Below are 21,993 nucleotides of genomic sequence, written 5' to 3'. Positions count from 1 at the left end.
ACGGGGCGCGGACGGGCGCCTCGGCGGCGGGCCGCGCGGCGGGGGCCACGGGAGTGGTCGTCACGACAGGATCTCCTCTTGCACGGGGTCTGGGGCGGGGACCGGCACTTTGCGTTCCGCGGATTTGCCGGTGAGGGAAAGGAATACGTCGTCCAGGCTCGGCCGGTGCACCGCGGCGTCCACGACGCACACGCCCGCGTCGTCGAGCCGCCGCAGCGCCTCGACCATGGTGCGGGTGCCGTCGGCCACCACCACGACGGCCTGATCGGTCCCGTCGTCGTGGCTCGGCTCGCCGATGCCGACTCCCGCCAGCACCGTCAGCGCGGGCTTGGGATCCTGTCCGGCGGCCAGGGTGACGGTGAGCTTGTCACCGCCGATCGACATCTTGAGCTCGTCGGCCGAGCCGCGCGCGATCACGCGGCCCCGGTCGATGACGGTGATCCGGTCGGCCAGCAGATCGGCCTCCTCCAGATACTGCGTGGTCAGCAGGACCGTGGTGCCGTCGTCGACGAGTTCGCCGATGACCCGCCACATATCGAGCCGCCCGCGCGGATCCAGACCGGTGGTCGGCTCGTCGAGCACCACCACCGGCGGACGGCACACCAGCGCACCCGCGAGGTCCAGCCGCCGGGCCATACCACCGGAGTAGGTGCCCGCGCGCCGGCCGGCCGCGTGCTGCAGCCCGAGGGCCTCCAGCAGCTGATCGGCGCGATCGGCGGCCGCCTTGTGCGACATGCCGTACAGCCGCGCGACCATGCGCAGGTTCTCGAAGCCGGTCAGGTTCGCGTCGATCGCCGCGTACTGCCCGGACAGGCCGAGCCGATTGCGGGCGCGCGCCGGATCCTTCAGCACGTCGATTCCGGCCACGTGCACCGACCCGGAGCTGGGTGCCAGCAGGGTGGTGACGATGCGGACCGTGGTGGTCTTGCCGGCCCCGTTGGGGCCGAGCAGTCCCATCACGGTGCCGGACGGAATCTCGAGATCGACTCCGTCCAGCACGCGCACTTTCCCGTAGTACTTGACCAGCCCGCTGATCTCCACTGCCAGACTCATCGGATGCCTTCCCGCTCGGTGCGGGAGCTGAGCTCGGCCAAGTGATCCCGCAGCACCGGCCCGATGACGGCAAGCGATTCGGGCGTGGTCATGCCCGAATGTCGGCAGCGCACGAGATGATCACGCACGTTGCCGGTGATGTACGGCTCCCACGCCGCGGCGTTGCGGTCCGGATCGGCCCGGTTGATCTCGTCCTCGGCGGCGGTGAAGAAGAGCATGTCGCCGTCGAAGATGCCGGGCCGGAATCCGTGCGCCTGCATCGCGCCGTTGGTGTAGCCGGTGTACAGCCGCTCCATGTGGTCGACGGTCAGGGCCGCGAACGGCCCCGGCCGGCTGCGCAGGAGTTCCGCGGCCTCGTTCAGTGTCATACGCGGATCGATATCGGCATCGCCGCCGAACATGTCGCTGCCGAATTCGCCGATGATCTCCGATACCGACGGAACGGCGTGATCGACCCAGCGATCCGAGAGCTGGTAGCTGTCCATCAGCGCGAGCATCGCGACCTCGTCGCCCGCGGCCTGCAGCTGCACCGCCACCTCATGGGCGATGAGCCCACCCAGCGACCAGCCCAGCACGTGGTACGGCCCCTGAGGCTGCACCGACTTCATGTGCGCCACATAGTATTGCGCGGCTTCGACGAGACTGTCGTGGCCCGGTTCACCGATCACGTGCGGAGCCTGCAGACCGTAGACCGGCCGATCCTGCGGCAGGTGCCCGGCGAGTCCGGAGAAGCACCAGGACAGGCCGATCGCCGGGTGGACGCAGAACAGCGGCGGGACATCGGAATCCGTGGCCGCCCGCAGCGGCAGCACCGCGCCCAGCGACGCGGCCAGTGCCGCACCCGTGTCGCCCTGCGCGTCGTCCAGCCGGACGGCGATGGCGGCCGGGGTGGATTCCCCGAACATGGCCTGCACCGGCAGATCGATCCCGGCGGCCCGCACGTGCGCGACCACCTTCGTCGCCAGCAGCGAGTTGCCGCCGAGTTCGAAGAATCCGTCGTCGACGCCGACCTGCTCGACCCCGAGCACCTCGGCGAAGGCGGCGCACAGCGCCTCCTCGGTCGGGGTGGACGGCGGCCGGTAGCCCTCGCGGGCCGCGAACACCGGCTCGGGCAGCGCCGCACGATCCAGCTTGCCCACCGGGGAGAGCGGGACCCGGTCCAGCAGCATGATCGACTGCGGGACCATGTAGTTCGGCACCAGCTCCGAGACGTGCGCGGTCAGCTCGGCCGTGGTGGGCGCGGTGCCCGTGCGCGGCTTCACGTAGCAGACCAGCGCGGTGGATCCGGCCGGAGTGCGATGGCCGATGGTGGTCGCGAACTCGACCGCGGCGTGCCGGGCCATGGCCGAGTCGATCTCGCCGAGCTCGATCCGGAAACCGCGAATCTTGACCTGGTGGTCGGTGCGGCCCACGTACTCCAGATCCTGTGCGCGACCGGCCCTTTCGAGCCAGCGCACCAGATCGCCGGTGCGGTACATGCGCTCGCCCGGCTTGCCGAACGGGTTGGCCACGAACCGCTGCGCGGTCAGACCCGGCCGCCGCAGATAACCGCGGGCCAGGGCCGCGCCCGCCAGATGCAGTTCACCGGTGACACCGGCCGGGGCCGGGTGCAGGCGGGCGTCCAGGACGCTGGCGCCGACGCCCCGGATGGGACCGCCGATGTCGATCTGCCCGCCGGGCGTCATGGGCCGGGAGATGATCGTGACGATGGTGGTCTCGGTGGGTCCGTAGACGTTGTAGAGCCTGCGGCCCGGAGCCCACCTGCTCACCAGATCCGGTGGCAGCGCCTCGCCGCCGACCAGCACGTGCCGCAGCGCGGTGACGCCGGTCGGGTCGACGGTGCCCAGCGCGGAGGTGGTGATGAAGGCGTGCGTGATGCCCTCGTCGATGAACACCTGCCCCAGCTCCTCGCCGCCGACCACACCGGCCGGGGTGAGCACCAGGGTGGCCGCGCCACCGAGCGCGAACAGCAGATCCAGCATCGCCGCGTCGAAACTCGGTGTGGCGAAGTGCAATACGCGAGCGCCGGGGCGAACGTCGAAACGTTCGGCGGTCTCGGCGGCGAAATTGGACAGGCCGCCGTGGGTGACCACCACGCCCTTGGGGACGCCGGTGGAGCCCGAGGTGTAGATGACGTACGCCGGGTTGTCCATGCGCAGCGGCACGATGCGGTCCGCGTCGGTGATCGGCGCGTCGGAGGTGGCCAGCACGCGACGCCGGAACGACGGCGCGTCCAGCACGGTCCAGTTCGCCCCGTCGGGCATCCGCTCGCGATGCGACGAGAGCGTGATGCCCACGGCCGCACCGGAATCCAGCAGCATATGGCTGATGCGCTGCTCGGGGTAGCCCGGGTCGACCGGCACGAACGCCGCACCGGCCTTGGCGATGGCCAGGGTGACCGCCACCGATTCCGCCGAACGCGGAATTCCCATGGCCACCAGGGTTTCCGGGCCCACCCCGAAACCGATCAGCACCCGGGCGAGCCGGTTGGTCCAGCGGTCCAGGGCGTCGTAGGAGATCTGGGTGCCCGCCGCGCGCACGGCGATGGCCGAGCGGTCGAGATCGGCCGCGGCCGCGAACACCTCCGGGAAGGTGACCGCGCGAGCGGGTTCACTCCCCCGCACCGGCGCCAGCGCCGACCATTCGCGCGAATCGAGCAGTTCCAGATCGCCCACGGCGGTGGCCGGATTCGCGGTGGCCGCGCCGAGCAGTCGCACGAACCGGTCGGCCAGGCGCTGCGCGGTGGCCTCCTCGAACAGGTCCGCCGCGTAGTTGACCTCGACCGTGATGCCGTCGGGTTCGCGAGCGCCGGACCAGGATTCGGTGAGGGTGAACTGCAGATCGAACTTGGCGATGCCGGGATCGGCGTCGTCGTTCTCGATGCGCAGGCCGGGCAGCTCGAGCACTCGCACCGGCTGGTTCTGCACCGAGAGCATGACCTGGAACATCGGGTGATGCGACTGGGTGCGGGCCGGGTTGAGCACCTCGACGAGGCGTTCGAACGGCACGTCGGCGTGTGCGAACGCCTCCAGGTCGGTATCGCGGACCGCGTGCAGCAGATCACCGAAGGCCGCGCCGCCGTCGAGCCGGGTGCGCAGCACCAGGGTGCCGACGAACATGCCGATCATGCGATCGAGCGCGGGGTGCCCGCGCCCGGCGATCGGGGTGCCGACGACGATGTCGTCACCGGCGGTGAGGCGATGCAGCAGCGCGACGAGCGCGGCGTGCAGCACCATGAACATGGTGACGCCGTGTTCGGCTGCCAGCGACTGCAATTCGCGGTGGGTGCGGGCATCGAGCCGGCATTCCACGGTGCCGCCGCGGTAGCTCGGCACCGGCGGACGCGGCCGATCCGCGGGGACCGACAGCAGCTCCGGGATCCCGGCCAGGGCGCCGCGCCAGTAGTCGAGCTGGCGGCTGATCACCGAGTCCTCGTCGTCCTCGCGCCCCAGCACCTCCTGCTGCCACAGCGTGTAATCGGCGTACTGGACGGGCAGTTCCGGCCAGTCGGGGGTCTGTCCCCCGGCATGGGCGCTGTAGGCCACGGCCACGTCGGCGGCGAGTGGCTGCAGCGACCAGCCGTCCATCGCGATGTGGTGCACGACCAGCACCAGCACATGCTCCCGGTCCTGGTTCGAGGATCCGGTCAGCCGCAGCAGCTCCGCACGCAGCGGCACCTCGGTGGCGAGATCGAATCCGGCCGCGGTGACGCGGCGGATCTCGGCGGGCACCGCGTCGGCGGGCACGGTGCGCACGGGCAGATCCAGTGCGGCCTGCTCGAGGTCCAGCACGTGCTGGCACGGTTCGTCGTCGAGTTCGGGGAACACCGTGCGCAGCGTCTCGTGCCGCTGCTGCAGATCGTGCAGTGCGGCGCGCAGTGCGGGAACGTCGAGCTCGCCGGTGAGACGCAGGGCGACGGGAATGTTGTACGCGCCCACGCCCGCTCCCGGTTCGCCGGTATCGAACGTCTCCAGGAACCACAGTCGGCGCTGGGCCGTGGAGAGCGGGATCCGCTCGGGCCGGATCCGCCTGCGCGGTTCCGGACGCAGGTCCGTCGAGGCGGTGCCGCTGTCCAGGGACGCGGCCAGTCCGGCCACGGTGGGTGCGGCGAAGACCGCGCGCACCTCGAGCCGTACGCCGGTGGCGGTCCCGAGTCGGGCCACCAATTGGGTGGCCAGCAGCGAGTTTCCGCCCACCTCGAAGAAGCTGTCGTCCGCGCCGAGGGCCTCGGCGCCGACCAGATCGCCCATGATCTCGGCGACCAGACGCTCGGTATCGGTCTCCGGATCGCGGGAGACCACGGCGACGGCGGCCTGCGGTTCGGGCAGCGCGTCGCGATCGAGCTTGCCGACCGGGGTCAGCGGAATGTGCTCCAGCAGGGTGATGCCGCTCGGAACCATGTGGGCGGGAAGGTCCTTGGCGCAGTGCGCGCGCAGGGCCTCGGTGTCGACGGCGGTGCCGTCGGCGGGCAGCACGAAGGACACGATGCGCGGGGTGCCCGCGATGGTGCGTACCTCGGTGTGCGCGAACCGGATCGACGGGTGCGCGGTCAGGACCGCGTCGATCTCGCCCAGCTCGATGCGGAAGCCGCGCATCTTGACCTGGTGGTCACTGCGGCCCAGGTAGATCAGCGCGCCCTCGGCGGTCCAGCGGACCACGTCACCGGTGCGGTAGAGCCGCCCGCCCTCGAGTCCGAACGGATCGGCGATGAAACGCCCGGCGGTCAACCCGAAACGATCCAGGTAGCCGCGCGCCACGCCCTGTCCGCCGACGTACAGCTCGCCGGGAACGCCGATCGGAACCGGCCGCAGCCGCTCGTCGAGCACGACCGCCCGGGCACCGCGCACCAGGGTGCCGATGGCGACCGGTTCGCCCGGCACCAGCGGACCGGCGATGGTGATGACCACCGTGGCCTCGGTGGGGCCGTAGCCGTTGAACATCATGCGGCCCGGAGCCCAGCGCGCCACCAGTTCCGGCCCGCACGCCTCACCGCCGACCATGACCGCCCGCAGCTCCGGCAGGGGCCAGCGGTCACGATCGATGGTGGCCAGTGCGGCCGGGGTCATGAAGGTGTGACTGATCCGCTCGCGCTCCATCAGCGCGGCCAGTTCGTCACCGCCGTACACATCCGGCGGGACGATGACCATGGTCGCACCGGATCCGACCGCCAGCAGCAGATCCAGGATGGCGGCGTCGAAGCTCGGCGAGGAGAAGTGCATGGTGCGCGAATCTCGTTCCACGCGCATGCGATCGCGGATCTCGTCGGCGAAATTGGACAGGCCGCCGTGCGTCACGGTGACGCCCTTGGGCTTGCCGGTGGACCCGGAGGTGTAGATGACGTACGCCAGGTCCGCGGTCCACAGGGTGGTGAGCCGATCGGCGTCGGTGACCGGGCCGTCGTCGAGCACCTCGAGCTCTTCCAGAAGTTCGGCGTCGTCGACCAGCAGCCATTCGATCGGATGGTCACCGGCGGCGTCGTAGAGGCTGTCGGCGTGCTCGACCAGGCTCACTCCGACCGTGCAGCCGGAGTCGACGAGCATGTGCCGCACCCGATCCGCCGGATAGTTCGGATCGATCGGGACGAAGGCGGCGCCCGATTTGGCGACCGCCAGCACCGCGAGCACGGATTCCACCGAGCGGGTGAGCCCGAGCGCGACCCGGTCCCCGGGGCCCAGGCCCCGGCTGATCAGCGCCCGCGCCAGCCGGTTGGAGTAGACGTCCGACTCCAGGTAGGTCAGCGCGGTCTCCCCGCAGCGCACGAACTCGCGATCGGCGTTGAGGTGCGCGGTGGCCGCGAAGTAGGCCGCCAGGCTGCACTGCGGTTCCGGGGCGGGACCCCAGGCGGGAGTGAGCAATTCGCGCTCGAGATCGGTCCGCGCGTCGATGTCGCGCACCCGGATCCGCGGATCGGCGGTGACCGCCTCGAACACTCGCAGCAGCCGGTGCGCGAGCGTCTCGATCGTGTGCTGATCGAAAAGTTCGGCGGCGTAGAGGAATTCGTAGACCCGGTCCTGTGCGTCCAGGCCCGGGAGCACACGCAGCTCCAGATCGAACTTGGCGAGCGCGATGTCGAGTTCCTCGGCCCGCAGCGCCAGGCCGGGCAGCTGCAGTGCCGGCAGCGGGGTGTCCTGCACCGTGAGCGCCACCTGCACCAGCGGCTTCATGGTGCGGCGGTCACCCGAATTGCCGCCGCGCGCGGCGAGTTCCTCCACCACGCGTTCGAACGGCACCTCGGCATTGGCCATGGCGGCCAGCTCGGTGTCGCGGTCGGCCTGCAGCAGTTCGGCGAAGCCGCGATCGGGATCCACGTCCGAGCGCAGCACCAGGGTGTTGACGAACATGCCCACGAGCTCGTCCAGGCGGGTGTCGGTGCGGCCCGCCACCGGGGTGCAGATGACGATGTCGCGACCGCCGGTGACCACGCGCAGCAACACCGCGAGGGTCGAGCGCAGCACCATGAACATGCTGACGCCGTGGGTGCGGGCGGTCTCGGCGAGCTTGCGCTGCAGGGCGTCCGGGACCTCGAAGCGCACGGTGCCCGCGCGCTGGGTGGGCTCGAGCGGCCGGGGCCGGTCGTAGGGCAGGGGCAGTTCCTCGGGCAGTTCGGCCAGCGCGCCGCGCCAGTAGGCCAGCTGGGTGGCCGCGAGGCTCTCGGGATCGGAGTCCTGGCCCAGGCATTCGCGCTGCCACAGGCTGAAGTCCGCGTACTGCACCGGCAGCGGGGTCCACGCCGGGGCCACGCCGCCGTTGCGGGCCGCGTAGGCCACGGCCAGGTCGCGGGTCAGCGGGCCGAGCGACCAGCCGTCGGCCGCGATGTGATGCAGCACGATGCCGAGCTGGTGACGGCGAGCACCGGTGTGCAGCAGCGTCATTCGCAGCGGAATGTCGCGGGTGAGATCGAAGCCGCGCCGGGCCAGCGAGCGCAGCGCGGTGTGCGCGCCCGCCTCGTCGGTCTCGATCGGCTCCAGCCCCGGCAGGCACGCCCGGGTCTCGAGCACCCGCTGGAACGCGCCCTGGTTGTCCTCGGGGAAGACGGTGCGCAGCACCTCGTGCCGCTCCACCACGTCCGCGAGGGCGGCGCGAATGGCCGCGATGTTCGGATCGCCGTCGATCCGAAGCACGAATGCGATGTTGTAAGCGCTCGATTCGGGGGAATATCTGTTGAGGAACCACAGTCGCTGCTGCGGCAGGGACAGTGGTACGCGCTCCGGGCGCGGGGTATGCACCGCCAGCGCCGACCGCTGCGTCCGGGGCGCTTCCGTCAGCTTGACGGCCACGCCGGCGACCGTCGGCGCCTCGAAGATGGCGCGTACCGGCAGTTCCACCCCGAATTCACCGTGCAGAGCCGCGGTGAGGCGGGTGGCCAGCAGTGAATTGCCGCCGATCTCGAAGAAATTGTCCTCCGCGCCGTGCACCGGGGTGCCCAGGACGGCGCCGAAGACCAGCGCGACCTGCTGCTCCATCTCCGTCTCCGGGGCCCGCGAGGGTGCCGCGGCCACGAAATCCGGTGCGGGCAGGGCCTTTCGGTCCAGCTTGCCGGACGGGGTGACCGGCATGGCGTCCAGGATCGTCACCGCCGAGGGCACCATGTACCCCGGCAACCGGCCGCGGGCGGTGTCCAGCACCGCGGGGATGTCGATCTCGGTCTCGGCGGTGAGATAGGCGACCAGACGCGGGATTCCACGCTCGTCGTTGTGGACCACGGTGAGCGCGAACGTGATTCCCGGGTGATCGCGCAGCACGTGGTCGATCTCGCGCAGCTCGATGCGGAAACCGCGGATCTTGATCTGATCGTCGGCGCGGCCCAGGAAGCGCAGCTGCCCGATTCCGTCGGTGACCACCAGATCGCCGGTGCGGTACATGCGTTCGCCGCGACGGCCGTGCGGATTGGCCGGGAAGCGCTGTGCGGTCAGGGCGTGCTTGCCCAGATAGCCGCGGGCCAGGCCGGGGCCGGACAGGTACAGCTCGCCCGCCACGCCCGGCGGCACCGGATGCAGGCGGGGGTCGAGCACGAACAGCCGCATGCCGCGCACGGGCAAGCCGATCGGCACCGGCTGCCCCGCCACCATCGGACCGGTGGCGGTCGCGGCGACCGTGGCCTCGGACGGGCCGTACATGTTGTGCATGCGCCGCGCGGGGAGACCGGGGCGTGACTCGGGTGCGGTCCAGACCCGGACCAGTTCCTCGGGGCAGGCTTCGCCACCGACGATCACGGCCTCGAGGTCGGGCAGGTCCGCCTCGGGCACGGTGGCCAGGGCGGCGGGGGTGACGAAGGCATGGGTCACCCGCTCCTCGCGCAGGATCGCCGCGAGCTCCGCGCCGCCGAAGACTCCGGCGGGCGCGACCACCATGGTGGCTCCGGCCGCGAAGCCCAGCAGCAGCTCCAGCACCGAGGCGTCGAAGCTGGGCGAGGAGAAGTGCAGCGTGCGCGCGGAATCGGTGACCCGGAACAGATGCATCTGCTCGTGCGCCAGCGACGCGAGCCCGGCATTGGTGACGACCACGGCCTTGGGCTTGCCGGTGGACCCGGAGGTGTAGATGAGGTACGCCGGACCCGCGGTGCGCAGCGGATGGTGCCGTTCGGCGTCGCCGAGCGGGGAATCGCGCAGGCGCGCGCATTCGGCGGCCAGTTCGTCCGAGCCCAGCAGCAGCCAGTCCACGTACGTCTTGCGGTGCCGCCCACGACTTCCCGGCCAGTCCGGCATCTCGCCGCGGCGATCGGGGCTGGTGATGCCGAGCATGGCGCCCGAATCCGAGAGCATGTGCGCGATCCGGTCCGACGGGTAGTCCGGATCGATCGGCACATACGCCGCACCGGTTTTCGCGACCGACCACACCGCGAGCACGCAGTCCACGCTGCGCGAGAGCGCGATGGCCACGACCACCTCGGGGCCCGCGCCGTGCTCGATCAGCACCCGCGCCAGGCGGTTCGAGCGTTCGTCGAGTTCGCGGTAGGTGGTGTCGCGTCCCAGGTAGCGCACCGCGACCGCGTCGGGCACACGCTCGGCGGTATCGGTGAGCAGGCGCGCGAGGGTGGTGCCGGGTTCGCCGGGCGAGCCCTGGATCGGAACCAGTTTGGCGATCTCGCGGGTGTCCAGGATCGGCAGATCGCCGACCGGGACGGTGGGGTCGGCCACGGCCGCGGCGAGCAGCGCGCCGAAGCGGCGAGCGATCGCCTCCACGGTGGGCTTGTCGAAAACATCGGCCGCATAGCCGAATTCGGCGGTCAGCGGAGCGTCCTCGGCGCCGGTCCCCAGCGGCTCGTGCACCGTGAGCTGCAGGTCGAACTTGGCGATGTCCACCGAGATGGGCAGCACGGTGGCGTGCACGCCGGGCAGCTCGATCGTCAGTTCCGGGGTGCTGTCGTAGGAGAGCATGACCTGGAACAGCGGATGCCGAGCGGCCGAGCGCTCGGGGTTGACGACCTCGACCAGCCGCTCGAACGGCACGTCCGCGTTGGCGAAGGCATTGAGGTCGGTGTCGCGCACCTCGGCCAGCATGCGGTCGAAGCCGGCGGCCGGATCGACCACCGTGCGCAGCACCAGCGTATTGACGAACATGCCGACCAGCTCGTCCAGCGCCGGATCGCTGCGGCCCGCGATGGGGGTGCCGATGGCGATATCGGTGGTGTTGCACAGGCGCGAGAGCAGCGCCGCCAGGGTCGCGTGCAGGACCATGAACATGCTGACGCCGCGTTCGGTGGCCAAAGCGGCCAGGGCGCGGCGGATCTCGGCCGGAATGGTGAACTCGACCCGGCCGCCGTCGGTGGAGCGCTGACGCGGACGCGGGCGGTCGAACGGCAGATCCAGTTGATCGGGCAGGTCCGCGAGCCCGGCGCGCCAGTAGGCCAGCTGCCGCGACAGCGCGCTGGTGGGGTCGGCCTCGTCGCCGAGCAGTTCCCGTTGCCACAGTGCGAAATCCGCGTACTGGACCGGCAGAGCGGGCGTCGCCGGTTCCTCCCCGACCGCGCGGGCCGCCACCGAGACCATGATGTCGCGGATCAGCGGGGCGATGGACCAGCCGTCGCCGCTGATGTGGTGCAGCACCATCAGGAACACATGGGTGTCCGGCCCGGTCGCGTACAGCGCCACCCGGATCGGGGCCTGGCTGCGCAGATCGAACGCGTACCCGGCGAATTCGCTCGCCAGGGCCAGCACGTCGGCCTCGGTGGCGTCGATCGGATCCAGCGTCAGCGGGATCTCCGAGGCCGGATGCACCGCCTGGCACGGCCCCTGCGGGGTGTCCGGGAAGGTGGTGCGCAGGCTCTCGTGGCGCTCCAGCACGTCGATCAGACCCGCGCGCAGCGCCGAGATGTCCAGCGGCCCGGTCAGTTCCACCGCGAGCGGCATGTTGTAGGCCGCGGCGTGCTCGGCGAAGCGGTTCAGGATCCACAGGCGCTGCTGTGCCAGCGACAGCGGAATGTGTTGCGGCCGTTCACCCGCGACGAGCTTGGGCGAGGAACTCTCCGCCTGCGGACCGGCGGCGCGAGCCGCCAGGGCCACGACGGTGGCGGATTCGAACATGTCCCGGATGGTCAGCGACGCACCCAGTGCGGCGTTGACGCGGGCGATCGCCCGGGCCGCGCTGAGCGAATTGCCGCCGAGGTCGAAGAAGTTGTCCTCGATGCCGAAGTCGTCGGTGCCGAGCACCTCGGCGAATATCGCGCTGAGGCTGCGTTCCAGATCGGTGCTGGGTTCGGCGCTGACCGCCGGGGACGCGCGCCGGATGTGCGCGCCGGGATCGGGCAGGGCCTTGCGATCGACCTTGCCGTTGGCGCTCAGCGGTAGTTCGTCGAGCACGACCAGCACGGCCGGGACCATGTAGCCGGGCAGCACGGCGCGCAGACCGGTGGCCAGGTCGGCGGTATCGAGGGTGCCGGTCTCGGGTGCGGCCACCACGTAGCCGATCAGCTCGTCACCGCCGCGACCGCGACGGGCGACGCACACCGCGCGGGTCACGCGCGGATCGGCCAGCAGCGCGTTCTCGATCTCGCCCAGTTCGATGCGCAGGCCGCGCACCTTGACCTGGAAGTCGCTGCGGCCCAGGTACTCCAGCACCCCGGAGCGGCCACCACGCCAGCGCACCAGATCGCCGGTGCGGTACATGCGGGTGCCGGAGGTGAACGGGTTGGCCACGAAACGGTCCGCGGACAGACCCGGACGGCCGAGATAGCCGCGCGCGAGCTGGACGCCCGCCAGGTACAGCTCACCCACCACACCGGGCGCCACCGGCTGCAACCGGGCGTCCAGCACATAGGTGCGGGTGTTCCAGATGGGCGCGCCGATCGGCACGTCGGTCGCGCCGGGCGTGCAGTGCCAGGCGGTGACGTCGACGGCGGCCTCGGTGGGGCCGTACAGATTGTGCAGCTGCGGGGCGTTCGGGCCGGTGCCCAGGGCGGCGTGGAACTCCGCGACGGTGGCGGCGGGCAGACCCTCACCGCTGCAGAACACGCGCGTGAGGCCGGTGCAGCCGCGCACGTCGGTGTCGGTGAGGAACACCGACAGCATGGACGGCACGAAATGCGCCGTGGTGACGCTCTTCTCGGCGATGATCCGGGCCAGATAGCCGGGGTCGCGATGCCCGTCGGGCGCGGCGATGACCAGGCGCGCACCGATCTGCAAGGGCCAGAAGAACTCCCACACCGACACGTCGAAGGTGGCGGGGGTCTTCTGCAGCACCACATCGGCGCTGTCGAGCGGGTAGGCGTGCTGCATCCAGCGCAGCCGGTTCACGATGGCGGCATGGCTCACGCCCACGCCCTTGGGCTTGCCGGTGGAACCGGAGGTGAAGATGACGTACGCCAGGTGATCCGGGCGCAGCGGGGCCGAGCGATCGGCATCGGTGACCGGGCGACCGGTGTGCGCGCTCAGGTCCGCGTCGTCGATGTCGAAACGGGCTGCGCCGGGCGGCAATTCGAAGCCGTCACGCGCCGCGGTGAGCACGCAGAGCGGATTCGCCTGCTCCAGGATGGCGGTGATGCGGTCGGCGGGATGGTCCGGATCGATGGGCAGGTAGGCCGCGCCCGCCTTCACGATGGCGTACATGCCGACCAGCAGGTCCAGGCTGCGGCGAATCGCCAGGCCCACCACCGTGTCCGGGCCCGCGCCGCGCGAGACGAGTTCGCGGGCCAGTCGATTGGCGCGCTCGTCGAAGGCGGCGTAGGTGAGCGTCTCCCCCTCGAAGTCCAGGGCGACGCGGTTGGGGCACATGACCGCCCGGTCGGCGAACAGGCCGGCCAGGGTGCCTTCCTGGCGTGCGACCTGGGTCGAATTCCATTCGTGCAGAACGCGTTCCCGCTCGAGATCGGTCAGCACGGCCAGATCCCCGACCACGACCTTGGGATCCGCGCGCAGGAACCGCTCCAGGTAGTCCAGGAAGCGGCCGTGGTGCATCGCGAGTTCGGCGTCGCCGTAGAGGTTCGGGTTGGCCTCGAAGTCGATATTGGTGCGGCCGTTCGCGCCGTTGTACAGGTTGATCGACAGATCCTCGACCGGCCCGGTGGACAGCACGTTCAGCGAACCGGTCAGGCTGCCGAACTTGAGTTCGCTGTGGAAGAGCATGAGGTTGACCATCGGCCCGAAGAAGCCGCGCGCGTCGCGGGAGTAGCCGCAGTCGCGGCGGATGTCGTCGCTGCGATAGCGCTGGTGCCGCAGGGCGCCGGTGATCTGCAACTCGACCGCGCGCACGGCGTCGGCGATGGTCTGCGAGCCGTCGAACCGCACGCGGATCGGGACCACGTTCGAGACCACACCCGCCGAACGACGCAGCGCGACAGTGGTTCGCGCCGAGACCGGCAGACTCAGCACCACGTCCTGTGTGCCCGTCACCGCCCGCACGTAGCAGGCGAGGGCGGCCACGAAGAGCGCGGAACTGTTGGAGCCGAAGGTGGTTGCGGCCTCCTGCACGGCGGTCTCGACCTGCTGGCCCAGGACCGCGGTGGCGCAGCGGCGGCCCGCCTCGGCATCGGCGCTCAGGCCGCCGGCGGACAGGGTGAGGGGTTCGCCGACACCGGCGAGCTGTTCGCGCCAGTAGTCGCCGTCCGAGCGGAAGCGGCTGGTGTCGCGGTAGCGCGATTCGTCACCGTAGATGGTGGCCAGCGGCGTGGCGCGGGTGACGACCGGCTCGCACTGATCCTCGAGGGCCGTATATATCTCCGCGGCGCGGGTGGTGGCGTTCATCGCGCCGTAGCCGTCGATGACGATGTGATGGCTGCGCGAGTACCACATGTAGTGCGAATCGCCGATCCGCAGAACCACATTGATACTGAGTGGATCGTGTTCGACGTCGATCGCCGAGTTCGAGTGATCGTTCATCCAGGCCAGCGCGGCAGCGCGCGGGTCCGGGTCGTCGCGCAGGTCGATACGCGCCCACCCGGGCCGATGGCTCGGGTCCACCACCTGGTGCGGCTCTCCGTCTATCTCCACAAGTCGGACATTGCCGACCTCGGCCTCCGCGCCGAACCGCTCGATGGCGTACAACAAACGCCCGACATCCAGATCGCCGTGGATTTCCACGTACTGCGCGATGGTGAGGGGGATGTCGGGCCGAATGCGCTGGGCGTACCAGAGGGCCGATTGCGCGGGAGACAGCGCGAAAGGTTGAGCCGAGAATTCACCAGATGAACATTGGTCGACACGATCGGTGGCCAATGAACTCATCAATAACTCCGTTCTGCCGCTGTTGACGCAACTCCCCGAGCCCCAAATGCCGATCACCACGGCTGCCGCGCGCACGCGCGAGCCTTAGGACGTGATCCACGCCCTATGATTCGGAGCATCCCCCCGACCGGATCGGTGGAGATCTCGAGTTGCCCCCAACGAACAGCGTTGGCGGAGCACAGATTCAGTTCAGTTAACTCAAGGCAAACCTCGCGATTGTCGCGTAACTCGCAAAAGTAATGTTCCAGAATCGGACATACCAGGCGAAAGGAAAGCGTTGGCTAAGCTTTGGCGAATTTCGATCGCCGAAGCGGGACGGCCCTCGTCGCACGTGCCCGCAGTTACCGCACCGGAAGGTCACCGGCGTCGCGGCGGACCGGATCGAGGGTGCTCGTCCGCCGCCGTGTGACTGCCGCCACACTCGCGGCCGCGGCCAGAATACACAAGAACACTTCCGGCGCGGGGCCTAACCGGGTCGCGAGTGTCGTGCTGTCGCGGAGCGGTAGCTGCGCGGTCAGGGCGGCGGGAACGAACTGCCGCGTCTGCTGCTGGATCGTGCCGTCGGGGGTGATCATGGCGCTCACCCCGGTGGTCACCGAGACCACCACGGCGCGACCGTGTTCCACCGCGCGAACCCGCGACATCGCCAATTGCTGATACGTCATCTCGCTGTCGCCGAAGGTGGCGTTGTTCGACGGGACGGTCAGAATCTGCGCGCCCGCGCGCACCGCCTGCTCGAAGGCGCGGTCGAACGCCACCTCGTAACAGGTCGCCACACCGATCGCGACGGGTGAGCCGCCGGCGGCGGGTTGCACGTGCACCACGCCGTCTCCGTTGCCCGGCACGAAATAGCCTGCCCGGTCCGCGTATTCGGAGAAGTGCCGGAAGAAGCCGCGATAGGGCAGATACTCCCCGAAGGGCTGGATGATCTTCTTGTCGTGCCGCTCGCCCGGTCCCTGCTCGCCGTTCCACACGATCACCGAGTTCGTGGTGGTGCGATCGTCGTTCACCAACACGGCGCCGACCAGGATGGGGGCCTTGATATCTCGCGAGGCCTGGGTGATGAGCGCGTAGGCGTCCGCGTTGCGCAGCGGATCGATATCGGAGGAGTTCTCCGGCCAGATCACCACGTCCGGCTGCGGGGACTGCCCCGCCGCGACGGCCCCGGCCAGTTCCTCGGTGCGCTTGACGTGATTGTCGAGAACCGCGCGGCGCTGGGCGTTGAAATCGAGCCCCAACCGCGGCACGCTGCCCTGGATCGCGGCGACCGTGATCGGCCGGTTGCCGTCCTCCGGGCCGGGCAGCGCGGTCCGGAGGATCACTCCGGTGATCGGAACTATAGCCACAAGCATTGCCGCAGCAACAATCCGGTACCAGGATGTGGGATGCGCAGCCCCCCATCTGGGACTATGCTGCGCGACCCGCGGGGCCTCGGAATCGGGCCGTGACCGTGCGATCCACACCACGAGTCCGGCCAGCCCGGTCCCCGTCAGAGCGACCGCGAAGCTCACCAGGGGCGCTCCGCCGATCATCGCGAAAGGCAGATACCACCCATCGGCCTGCCCGAAAGCCATTCGCCCCCAAGGAAACCCGCCGAACGGAAAACTCGATCGGCCCCACTCGGTCAGCGACCACGCCGACGCGACCCACAGCGGCCACCACCGCAACCCACCGATCAGCCGGGTCAGCACACCGAACAGACCGACGTACACCGACAGCGCCGCGGACAGTCCCAGCCACGGCACCGGTCCCACATAGATGCCCGTCCACGGCAGCAGCGGCAGGAAGAACGCCAGTCCAGCAATCATCCCGTACCCGAATCCCCCACGCAGCCGCCCACTCCCGCGCACCGTGAGCACGAGCAGCGCGATCCCCACCGGCGCGAGGAACCACAGCGTCCGGGGCGGGAAACTCGCGAAAAGCAACAACCCCGCGACAACCGCCGCCACCGTGCGCCACAGCACGGGATGCCGCTGGGCCCACGCCCGCCCCCGTCCGATCAGCCGCGAACCGGATCGCGCTGTGCCCGTATCGCTTTCGCTCACCGGCGACACCTCGTGGACCTGATCGCCGGAGTCGGTCGGCTCGGCCGCGGTCTCGTCACCGCCTCGGGTCACGACCTGCGCGGTCGGGTCGGTGGCATCGCCGTGGGCCATGGGAGCTCCGTCTCGGGCGGCACCGCTGGTGTGTGGTGCGGAATATGGTGCGGGCACGGCGTTTTCGTCAGGCCTCATGGATGACGGTTCCCCGGTGCACGGTGCGCAGGCAGCGGGGCGCGGGGGCGTCGGGGGTCAGGCGCGGGAGGCCGGGGACGCGGGAACGCGGGTCGGTGGACCAGCGCTGGACCGTGTCGGCGGCCGCGGCGACGACGAGATCCTCCGCGTCCCAGACCGCGTAGGAGGCGGGGGCGCCGGGGACGAGGGTGCCCGCGAGGCCGTCGCGGACCCCGCCCGCGCGCCACGCGCCCCGGGTGGCGGCGGCGAACGCCGCGCGCGGGGAGATCTGGTGGCCGGCGGTGCGGTGATTGACCGCCGCGCGTACCGCCGCCCACTGATCGAGCACGGTGACGGGGGCGTCGGAGCCGATGGCCAGGGAGATACCGGCGGATGCCATGGCGGCGAAGGGATTCAGGGTCGCGGCGCGCTCGGCGCCCAGGCGGGCGGCGTACATGCCGTCCGGGCCACCCCACGAGGCGTCGAACACCGGCTGCACACTGGCGATCACACCCCAGGCCGCGAGTTTCGCGATCTGGTTCGCGTCGATCAGTTCGGCGTGCTCGAGCCGGTGCCCCCGGGTGGCGACGGCCGGGCCGCCGAGTTGTTCGACCACGCGCTCGAAGCCCGCGACCACCGCATCCATCGCGGCGTCGCCGATGACGTGGAATCCGGTCTGAATCCCGGCTTCGGTGCAGGCCAGCACGTGTGCGGCAATGGCATCCACATCGAGGTAGCCGGTGCCGTCGGTGTCGCGGTCGGCGTACGGCGCGCGCAGCCACGCGGTGTGCGAGCCGATCGACCCGTCCACGAACAGATCGCCGCCGAGCGCGTGCACGCCGAGTTCCCGCACCAGGGCGCGGGCTTGTTCGGCGGTGCGCACCGCCTGCCCCCAGTAGGCGCGCACCTCGACCCCGTGGGAGAACTCGAGCAGCTCGCGCACGTCCTGCGCGCTGGAGATGTCCGGGCCCGCGCATTCGTGCACGGCCGCAATGCCGTTCGCGGCGGCGGCGTCCAGCGCGGCCCGGCGCGCGAGATCACGCCGCGCGCGATCGAGCGATCCGAGCGCGGCGCCCCGCACCCGGTGGTGGGCGTCGCCGCGCAGCGGTTCGCCCCGCGTGAATCCGGTCGCCTCGGTGATCGCGGGGACCGCCCGCAGCAGCGGGGTGGACACGATCGCCGAATGTGCGTCCACCCGAGCCAGATACACCAGGCGGCCGGGTGCGGCGGCGTCGATGTCCTCGACGGTGGGCGGGCGGCCCTCCGGCCAGGCCGTCTCGTCCCAGCCCTCACCCAGGATCGCGCCGTCCGGGTGCGCGCGGGCGTAGCCGGCGAGCAGGTCGAGACATTCGCGCAGCGATCGCGTGCGCGAGAGGTCGAGTCCGGTGAGCTTCAATCCCAGCGCGGTCACGTGCACGTGCGGGTCCACGAACGCGGGAGCCACGAACGCCCCGTCCAGCTCGATGATCTCCGCATCCGGGTGCAGCGCGCGCCCGGCTCGTTCCAGCCCCACCCACACCACGGTGCCGTCCGTCACGGCCATGGCCGTGGCGTCGGGATTGCTCGAACTGTAGATACGACCGCCGACAAGCAACTGGGTACTCACGAGTTTCCAGTCTGCCGCACGCGAGGCCACCGCAGGTAACCGCACTGCCGGTGTTCGAGACCACACTCAGCGGCGAGGCATTTCCGGACGCGTCGAGCGATCGAACGGTGTTCCGTCCCCGGGCGGCGCCTCACAGGCGGGCGATCCATCCGGACCGACTGTGCGCGTGATCCGTGCTGACCCCGCCTGTCCTCACATGCACGAGGCCGGGCATCACCAGGTGATGCCCGGCCTCGGATCGGGTTGGGGTGCTGCGGGGAACTGTGGTCAGCGCGGATCGATGGCGCGGTAGCCGGTGCCCTTGCCGTCGTCGAAGTGCTCGCTCACCACGGTGGCGTCGATGACCTCACCGTCGGGGTCGATGACCACATTGCGGTACCCGAACGGGCCCACCGCGGTGGCCACCCGGTTCAGACGCCGCGCGGCGAACGCCGCCACGACGGGGCGGAGCAGGAAGCGGGTGAACGGAACCAGCGCCACCAGACCCAGCAGCGAGGTGAGCAGACCCGGCACGAACATCAGCACCGCGCCCACGGTGACCAGCGCACCGTCCGCGACGGCCGTGCTCGGCTCGATCTCACCGCGCGAGGCGCGGCGGAAACCCTCGAACACCCGCCGCCCCTGCGAGCGCACCAGGATCAGGCCGGCGGCCGATCCGGCGATGAGCAGCAGAATCGTCGGGAACACACCGATCAGGTGGCCGAACAGCACCAGGGTGGCGATCTCGGCGACGAAGTAGGCGGCGAACAACAGGGCAGGCATCACGATCCTTTCGATCGACTTACCCTGCACAACGTCCCGCATCCGGATTTTTCTCCCGCTGCGGCAAACCTCACAGCGACGCACGCTCGGCGCACACTTCACGATCGGACGGATGCGGCGGTGTGGCGCTCGCCCCGGCGTGACCGCCGCCCGCGGGCGTCGTGATCGGGACCTACGTCCGGGGTCGAACCATCCGGCCTCGGGGGGTCAGGCGCTGCCGGGCCTGACCAATCCGGTCTCGTACGCGAGCACCACGGCCTGCACCCGGTCGCGCAGACCGAGTTTGGTGAGCACTCGCCCGACGTGGGTCTTCACGGTGGCCTCGGACAGGAACAGCTCCCCCGCGATCTCGGCATTGGAGCGCCCGGCGGCGATGTGCTCGAGCACTTCCCGCTCCCGGGCCGTCAGCACGTCCAGCAGGGACGGGTCGCGCCCGGCCGCCGGATCCTCCGCGATCAGGCGATCGAGCAGGCGTTTGGTGACCTTCGGCGACACCACCGCGTCCCCGCCCGCCACGCTGCGAATGGCGGAGATCAGATCCTCGGGCGGGGTGTCCTTGAGCAGGAACCCGCTGGCCCCCGCGCGCAGCGCGCCCAGCGCGTGTTCGTCGAGGTCGAAGGTGGTCATCACCAATACCCGGCTCCCGCACCCGGATTCGATGATCCGCCCGGTGGCGGCGACGCCGTCGGTGATCGGCATCCGCACATCCATGAGCACCACGTCCGGGCGCAACTCGATCGTCCGGGCGATGGCCGTGGCCCCGTTGTCCGCCTCCCCCACCACTTCGATATCGGGGTGGGCGCCGAGCACCATCCTCAACCCCGCGCGCATGAGCTCCTGATCGTCGACTACTAGAACGGTGATCGGCACACCCCCAATCTATCCGGCAGACCCCGACAAACCACCCCACCACCCCTCATCCGCCACACCCGCAACCCGGACTACCAGGGCTTCTCGCTCGCACCCGCGCACCCGCACACCGACAACCTCGCGACACCGACACGTGAAAACAGACACGTGAAATCCGGGGCTCGCGCACCCGCGGCCCGGTTACCCCTCGACTCCGGCGTGGACCGCGACCGGCACGGCTCGATCCATTGCCGGAGCGTCGCACCCGGTCACCCCACAGCGACGACCACACACGTCGATCGCGTTGCGGGAACCGGCGAACGATTCGGAGGCACCCACGGGTCACCGGGGAAATCCGGTCTCGCGCGATCGGGTTCGGCGCCATGCGCGATCTCTCCCGCTCCCCGCGTCGCACGAAATCGGCCATGCGGGCCTGGGATTCGGTGTTCAGGACGGTGTTCCGGGCGTCGATCGCGCTATTCGAGGTTGGCCCGATGCAGGGGGATGGTGGCGCGAACGGACCAGCCGCCGTTGACGTTTCGGCCCACGCTCAGAGTGCCCCCGAGCACGGCGATCCGCTCGCGCATGCCGACCAGGCCCAGACCGCTGCCGGGAATCCGGGTGCTCGAACCCTCGGGCAGCGGTCCGGCCAGTTCGCGGGCTTTTCCGGCTGCCGCGGTGGCCCCCGCGGGTGCGGTGACCAGCAGCCTGGGCGGATCCTCGAGTGCGCCGGGGCTGCCGGTGTCGATGACCTCGACCAGCACATCGGCATCCCCGCGCCACACCCTGACCTCGGCACACGGATCCGGCCCGGCGTGGCGGAGGGTATTGGTGAGCGATTCCTGCACGATGCGGTGCACACCGAGACTGACTTCCGGACTGACCGTGTCGAGTTCCCCGCTCAATTCCAGGGTGACCCGTAAACCCGTGTCGCGCATCATCTCCACGACCTTCGCGATTCCCGCCGTGCCGTGCTGCGGCAGCTGATCCGGCGCGTGCTCACCGCGCAGCAATTCGACGGTCCGCCGCAATTCGCGCAGCGCGTCGCGCCCGGTTCCGGAGATGATCGACAGTGCCTTCTCCGCGGTGTCGGGGTCACCGCGCACCGCGTACCGCGCCCCGTCGGCCTGCACGATGATCACGCTGACCGCGTGCGCGACCACATCGTGCAGTTCCCGAGCGATACGGGTGCGTTCGGAGGCGACCGCGTCGTGCGCGCGGCGCTCCCGGTCGTAGTCCGCGACCGCCAATCGCGCCGCGACCTCGGTGTCGTAGGCGTGCCGCGCGCCGACGAATTCGGCCAGCGTCCAGCACAGCGCGTAATAGAGGGCCGACACCGCGATATCCCCGCCCGCGGGTTTGCCGATCATGCTGTTCGCCAGCAGAGTCTCGAGCGCGAGCGCCCCCAGATACCAGAGCCCGTCGCGCCGGCCGACATACGCGACCAGGGTATAGAGCATGATGCCCAGACCGAGCGACGCGGGATGCACGGCGGGATCGTCGAGCGAACCGTGCACGAGCGACGCCGCCATCGACACCGCGACCATCGCCGCGGCCGCGGTGCGCGGATGGGTCCGGCGGAACACCAGCGGCAACGGCATCAACGCACTGAGCACCAGGTAGGCCACCTTGTGCTCGCTCTCGCTGACGGCGAGCACGTCGATGATCAGCAGTCCCAGCGCGAGCATCGAATCGGAGATCACAGGCTTGCCACGCAGCCACAGACTGAACCGGCGCATCACCCCACCCTAGGGCCCCGCCCCGACTCCCCCGCGAACCCGACCCGAAAGGCAGTGGCGTCGCCCCTGCGCACGCCCGGGTTTGCCGGGGGTTGGCACGGGATGCTTGGGTT

The 21,993-nt window shown here is 70.3% G+C and carries 7 protein-coding genes; all 7 read right to left on the bottom strand.

All coding sequences use genetic code 11. The annotated features are described in order from the left end of the window. Positions 1-60: 60 nt before the first annotated feature. A complete protein-coding gene (locus NJ1_RS02200) occupies positions 61-1,053 on the bottom strand; it encodes an ATP-binding cassette domain-containing protein (protein WP_067686589.1) in 993 nt (330 codons plus the stop codon). After that, positions 1,050-14,711, bottom strand: coding sequence for a non-ribosomal peptide synthetase (locus NJ1_RS02195; protein WP_084477645.1), 13,662 nt, complete (start codon positions 14,709-14,711; stop codon positions 1,050-1,052). The genes NJ1_RS02200 and NJ1_RS02195 overlap by 4 nt, the downstream gene beginning before the upstream one ends. A 341-nt stretch (positions 14,712-15,052) precedes the next feature. Next, positions 15,053-16,867, bottom strand: coding sequence for an apolipoprotein N-acyltransferase (gene lnt, locus NJ1_RS02190; protein ID WP_084477644.1), 1,815 nt, complete (start codon positions 16,865-16,867; stop codon positions 15,053-15,055). A 67-nt stretch (positions 16,868-16,934) separates the two neighbouring features. Continuing rightward, entirely contained in the window at positions 16,935-18,530 is a 1,596-nt protein-coding gene (locus NJ1_RS02185) for an amidohydrolase (RefSeq protein ID WP_067686927.1), read from the bottom strand. Between the two features lie 267 nt (positions 18,531-18,797). After that, positions 18,798-19,292: an FxsA family protein gene (locus tag NJ1_RS02180; RefSeq protein ID WP_067686588.1), complete on the bottom strand. Its 495-nt coding sequence runs from the start codon at positions 19,290-19,292 to the stop codon at positions 18,798-18,800. 207 nt (positions 19,293-19,499) lie between these two features. Next, entirely contained in the window at positions 19,500-20,162 is a 663-nt protein-coding gene (locus NJ1_RS02175; protein ID WP_067686586.1) for a response regulator, read from the bottom strand. A 455-nt stretch (positions 20,163-20,617) separates the two neighbouring features. After that, entirely contained in the window at positions 20,618-21,880 is a 1,263-nt protein-coding gene (locus NJ1_RS02170) for a sensor histidine kinase (protein ID WP_067686580.1), read from the bottom strand. Positions 21,881-21,993: the final 113 nt, after the last annotated feature.

Origin of the sequence: Nocardia jejuensis NBRC 103114, from assembly GCF_001613145.1 — a bacterium.
Taxonomy (GTDB): Bacteria; Actinomycetota; Actinomycetes; order Mycobacteriales; family Mycobacteriaceae; genus Nocardia; species Nocardia jejuensis.
Note: the sequence above shows the minus strand (reverse complement) of the source record. Positions and strands in the feature narration are given on the sequence as shown.

Excerpts from the sequence above, each read along its gene's own strand:
- NJ1_RS02170 (WP_067686580.1), bottom strand. The coding sequence starts at position 21,880 with ATGCGCCGGTTCAGTCTGTGGCTGCGTGGCAAGCCTGTGATCTCCGAT.
- lnt (WP_084477644.1), bottom strand. The coding sequence starts at position 16,867 with ATGGCCCACGGCGATGCCACCGACCCGACCGCGCAGGTCGTGACCCGA.
- NJ1_RS02195 (WP_084477645.1), bottom strand. The coding sequence starts at position 14,711 with ATGAGTTCATTGGCCACCGATCGTGTCGACCAATGTTCATCTGGTGAA.
- NJ1_RS02180 (WP_067686588.1), bottom strand. The coding sequence starts at position 19,292 with ATGCCTGCCCTGTTGTTCGCCGCCTACTTCGTCGCCGAGATCGCCACC.
- NJ1_RS02200 (WP_067686589.1), bottom strand. The coding sequence starts at position 1,053 with ATGAGTCTGGCAGTGGAGATCAGCGGGCTGGTCAAGTACTACGGGAAA.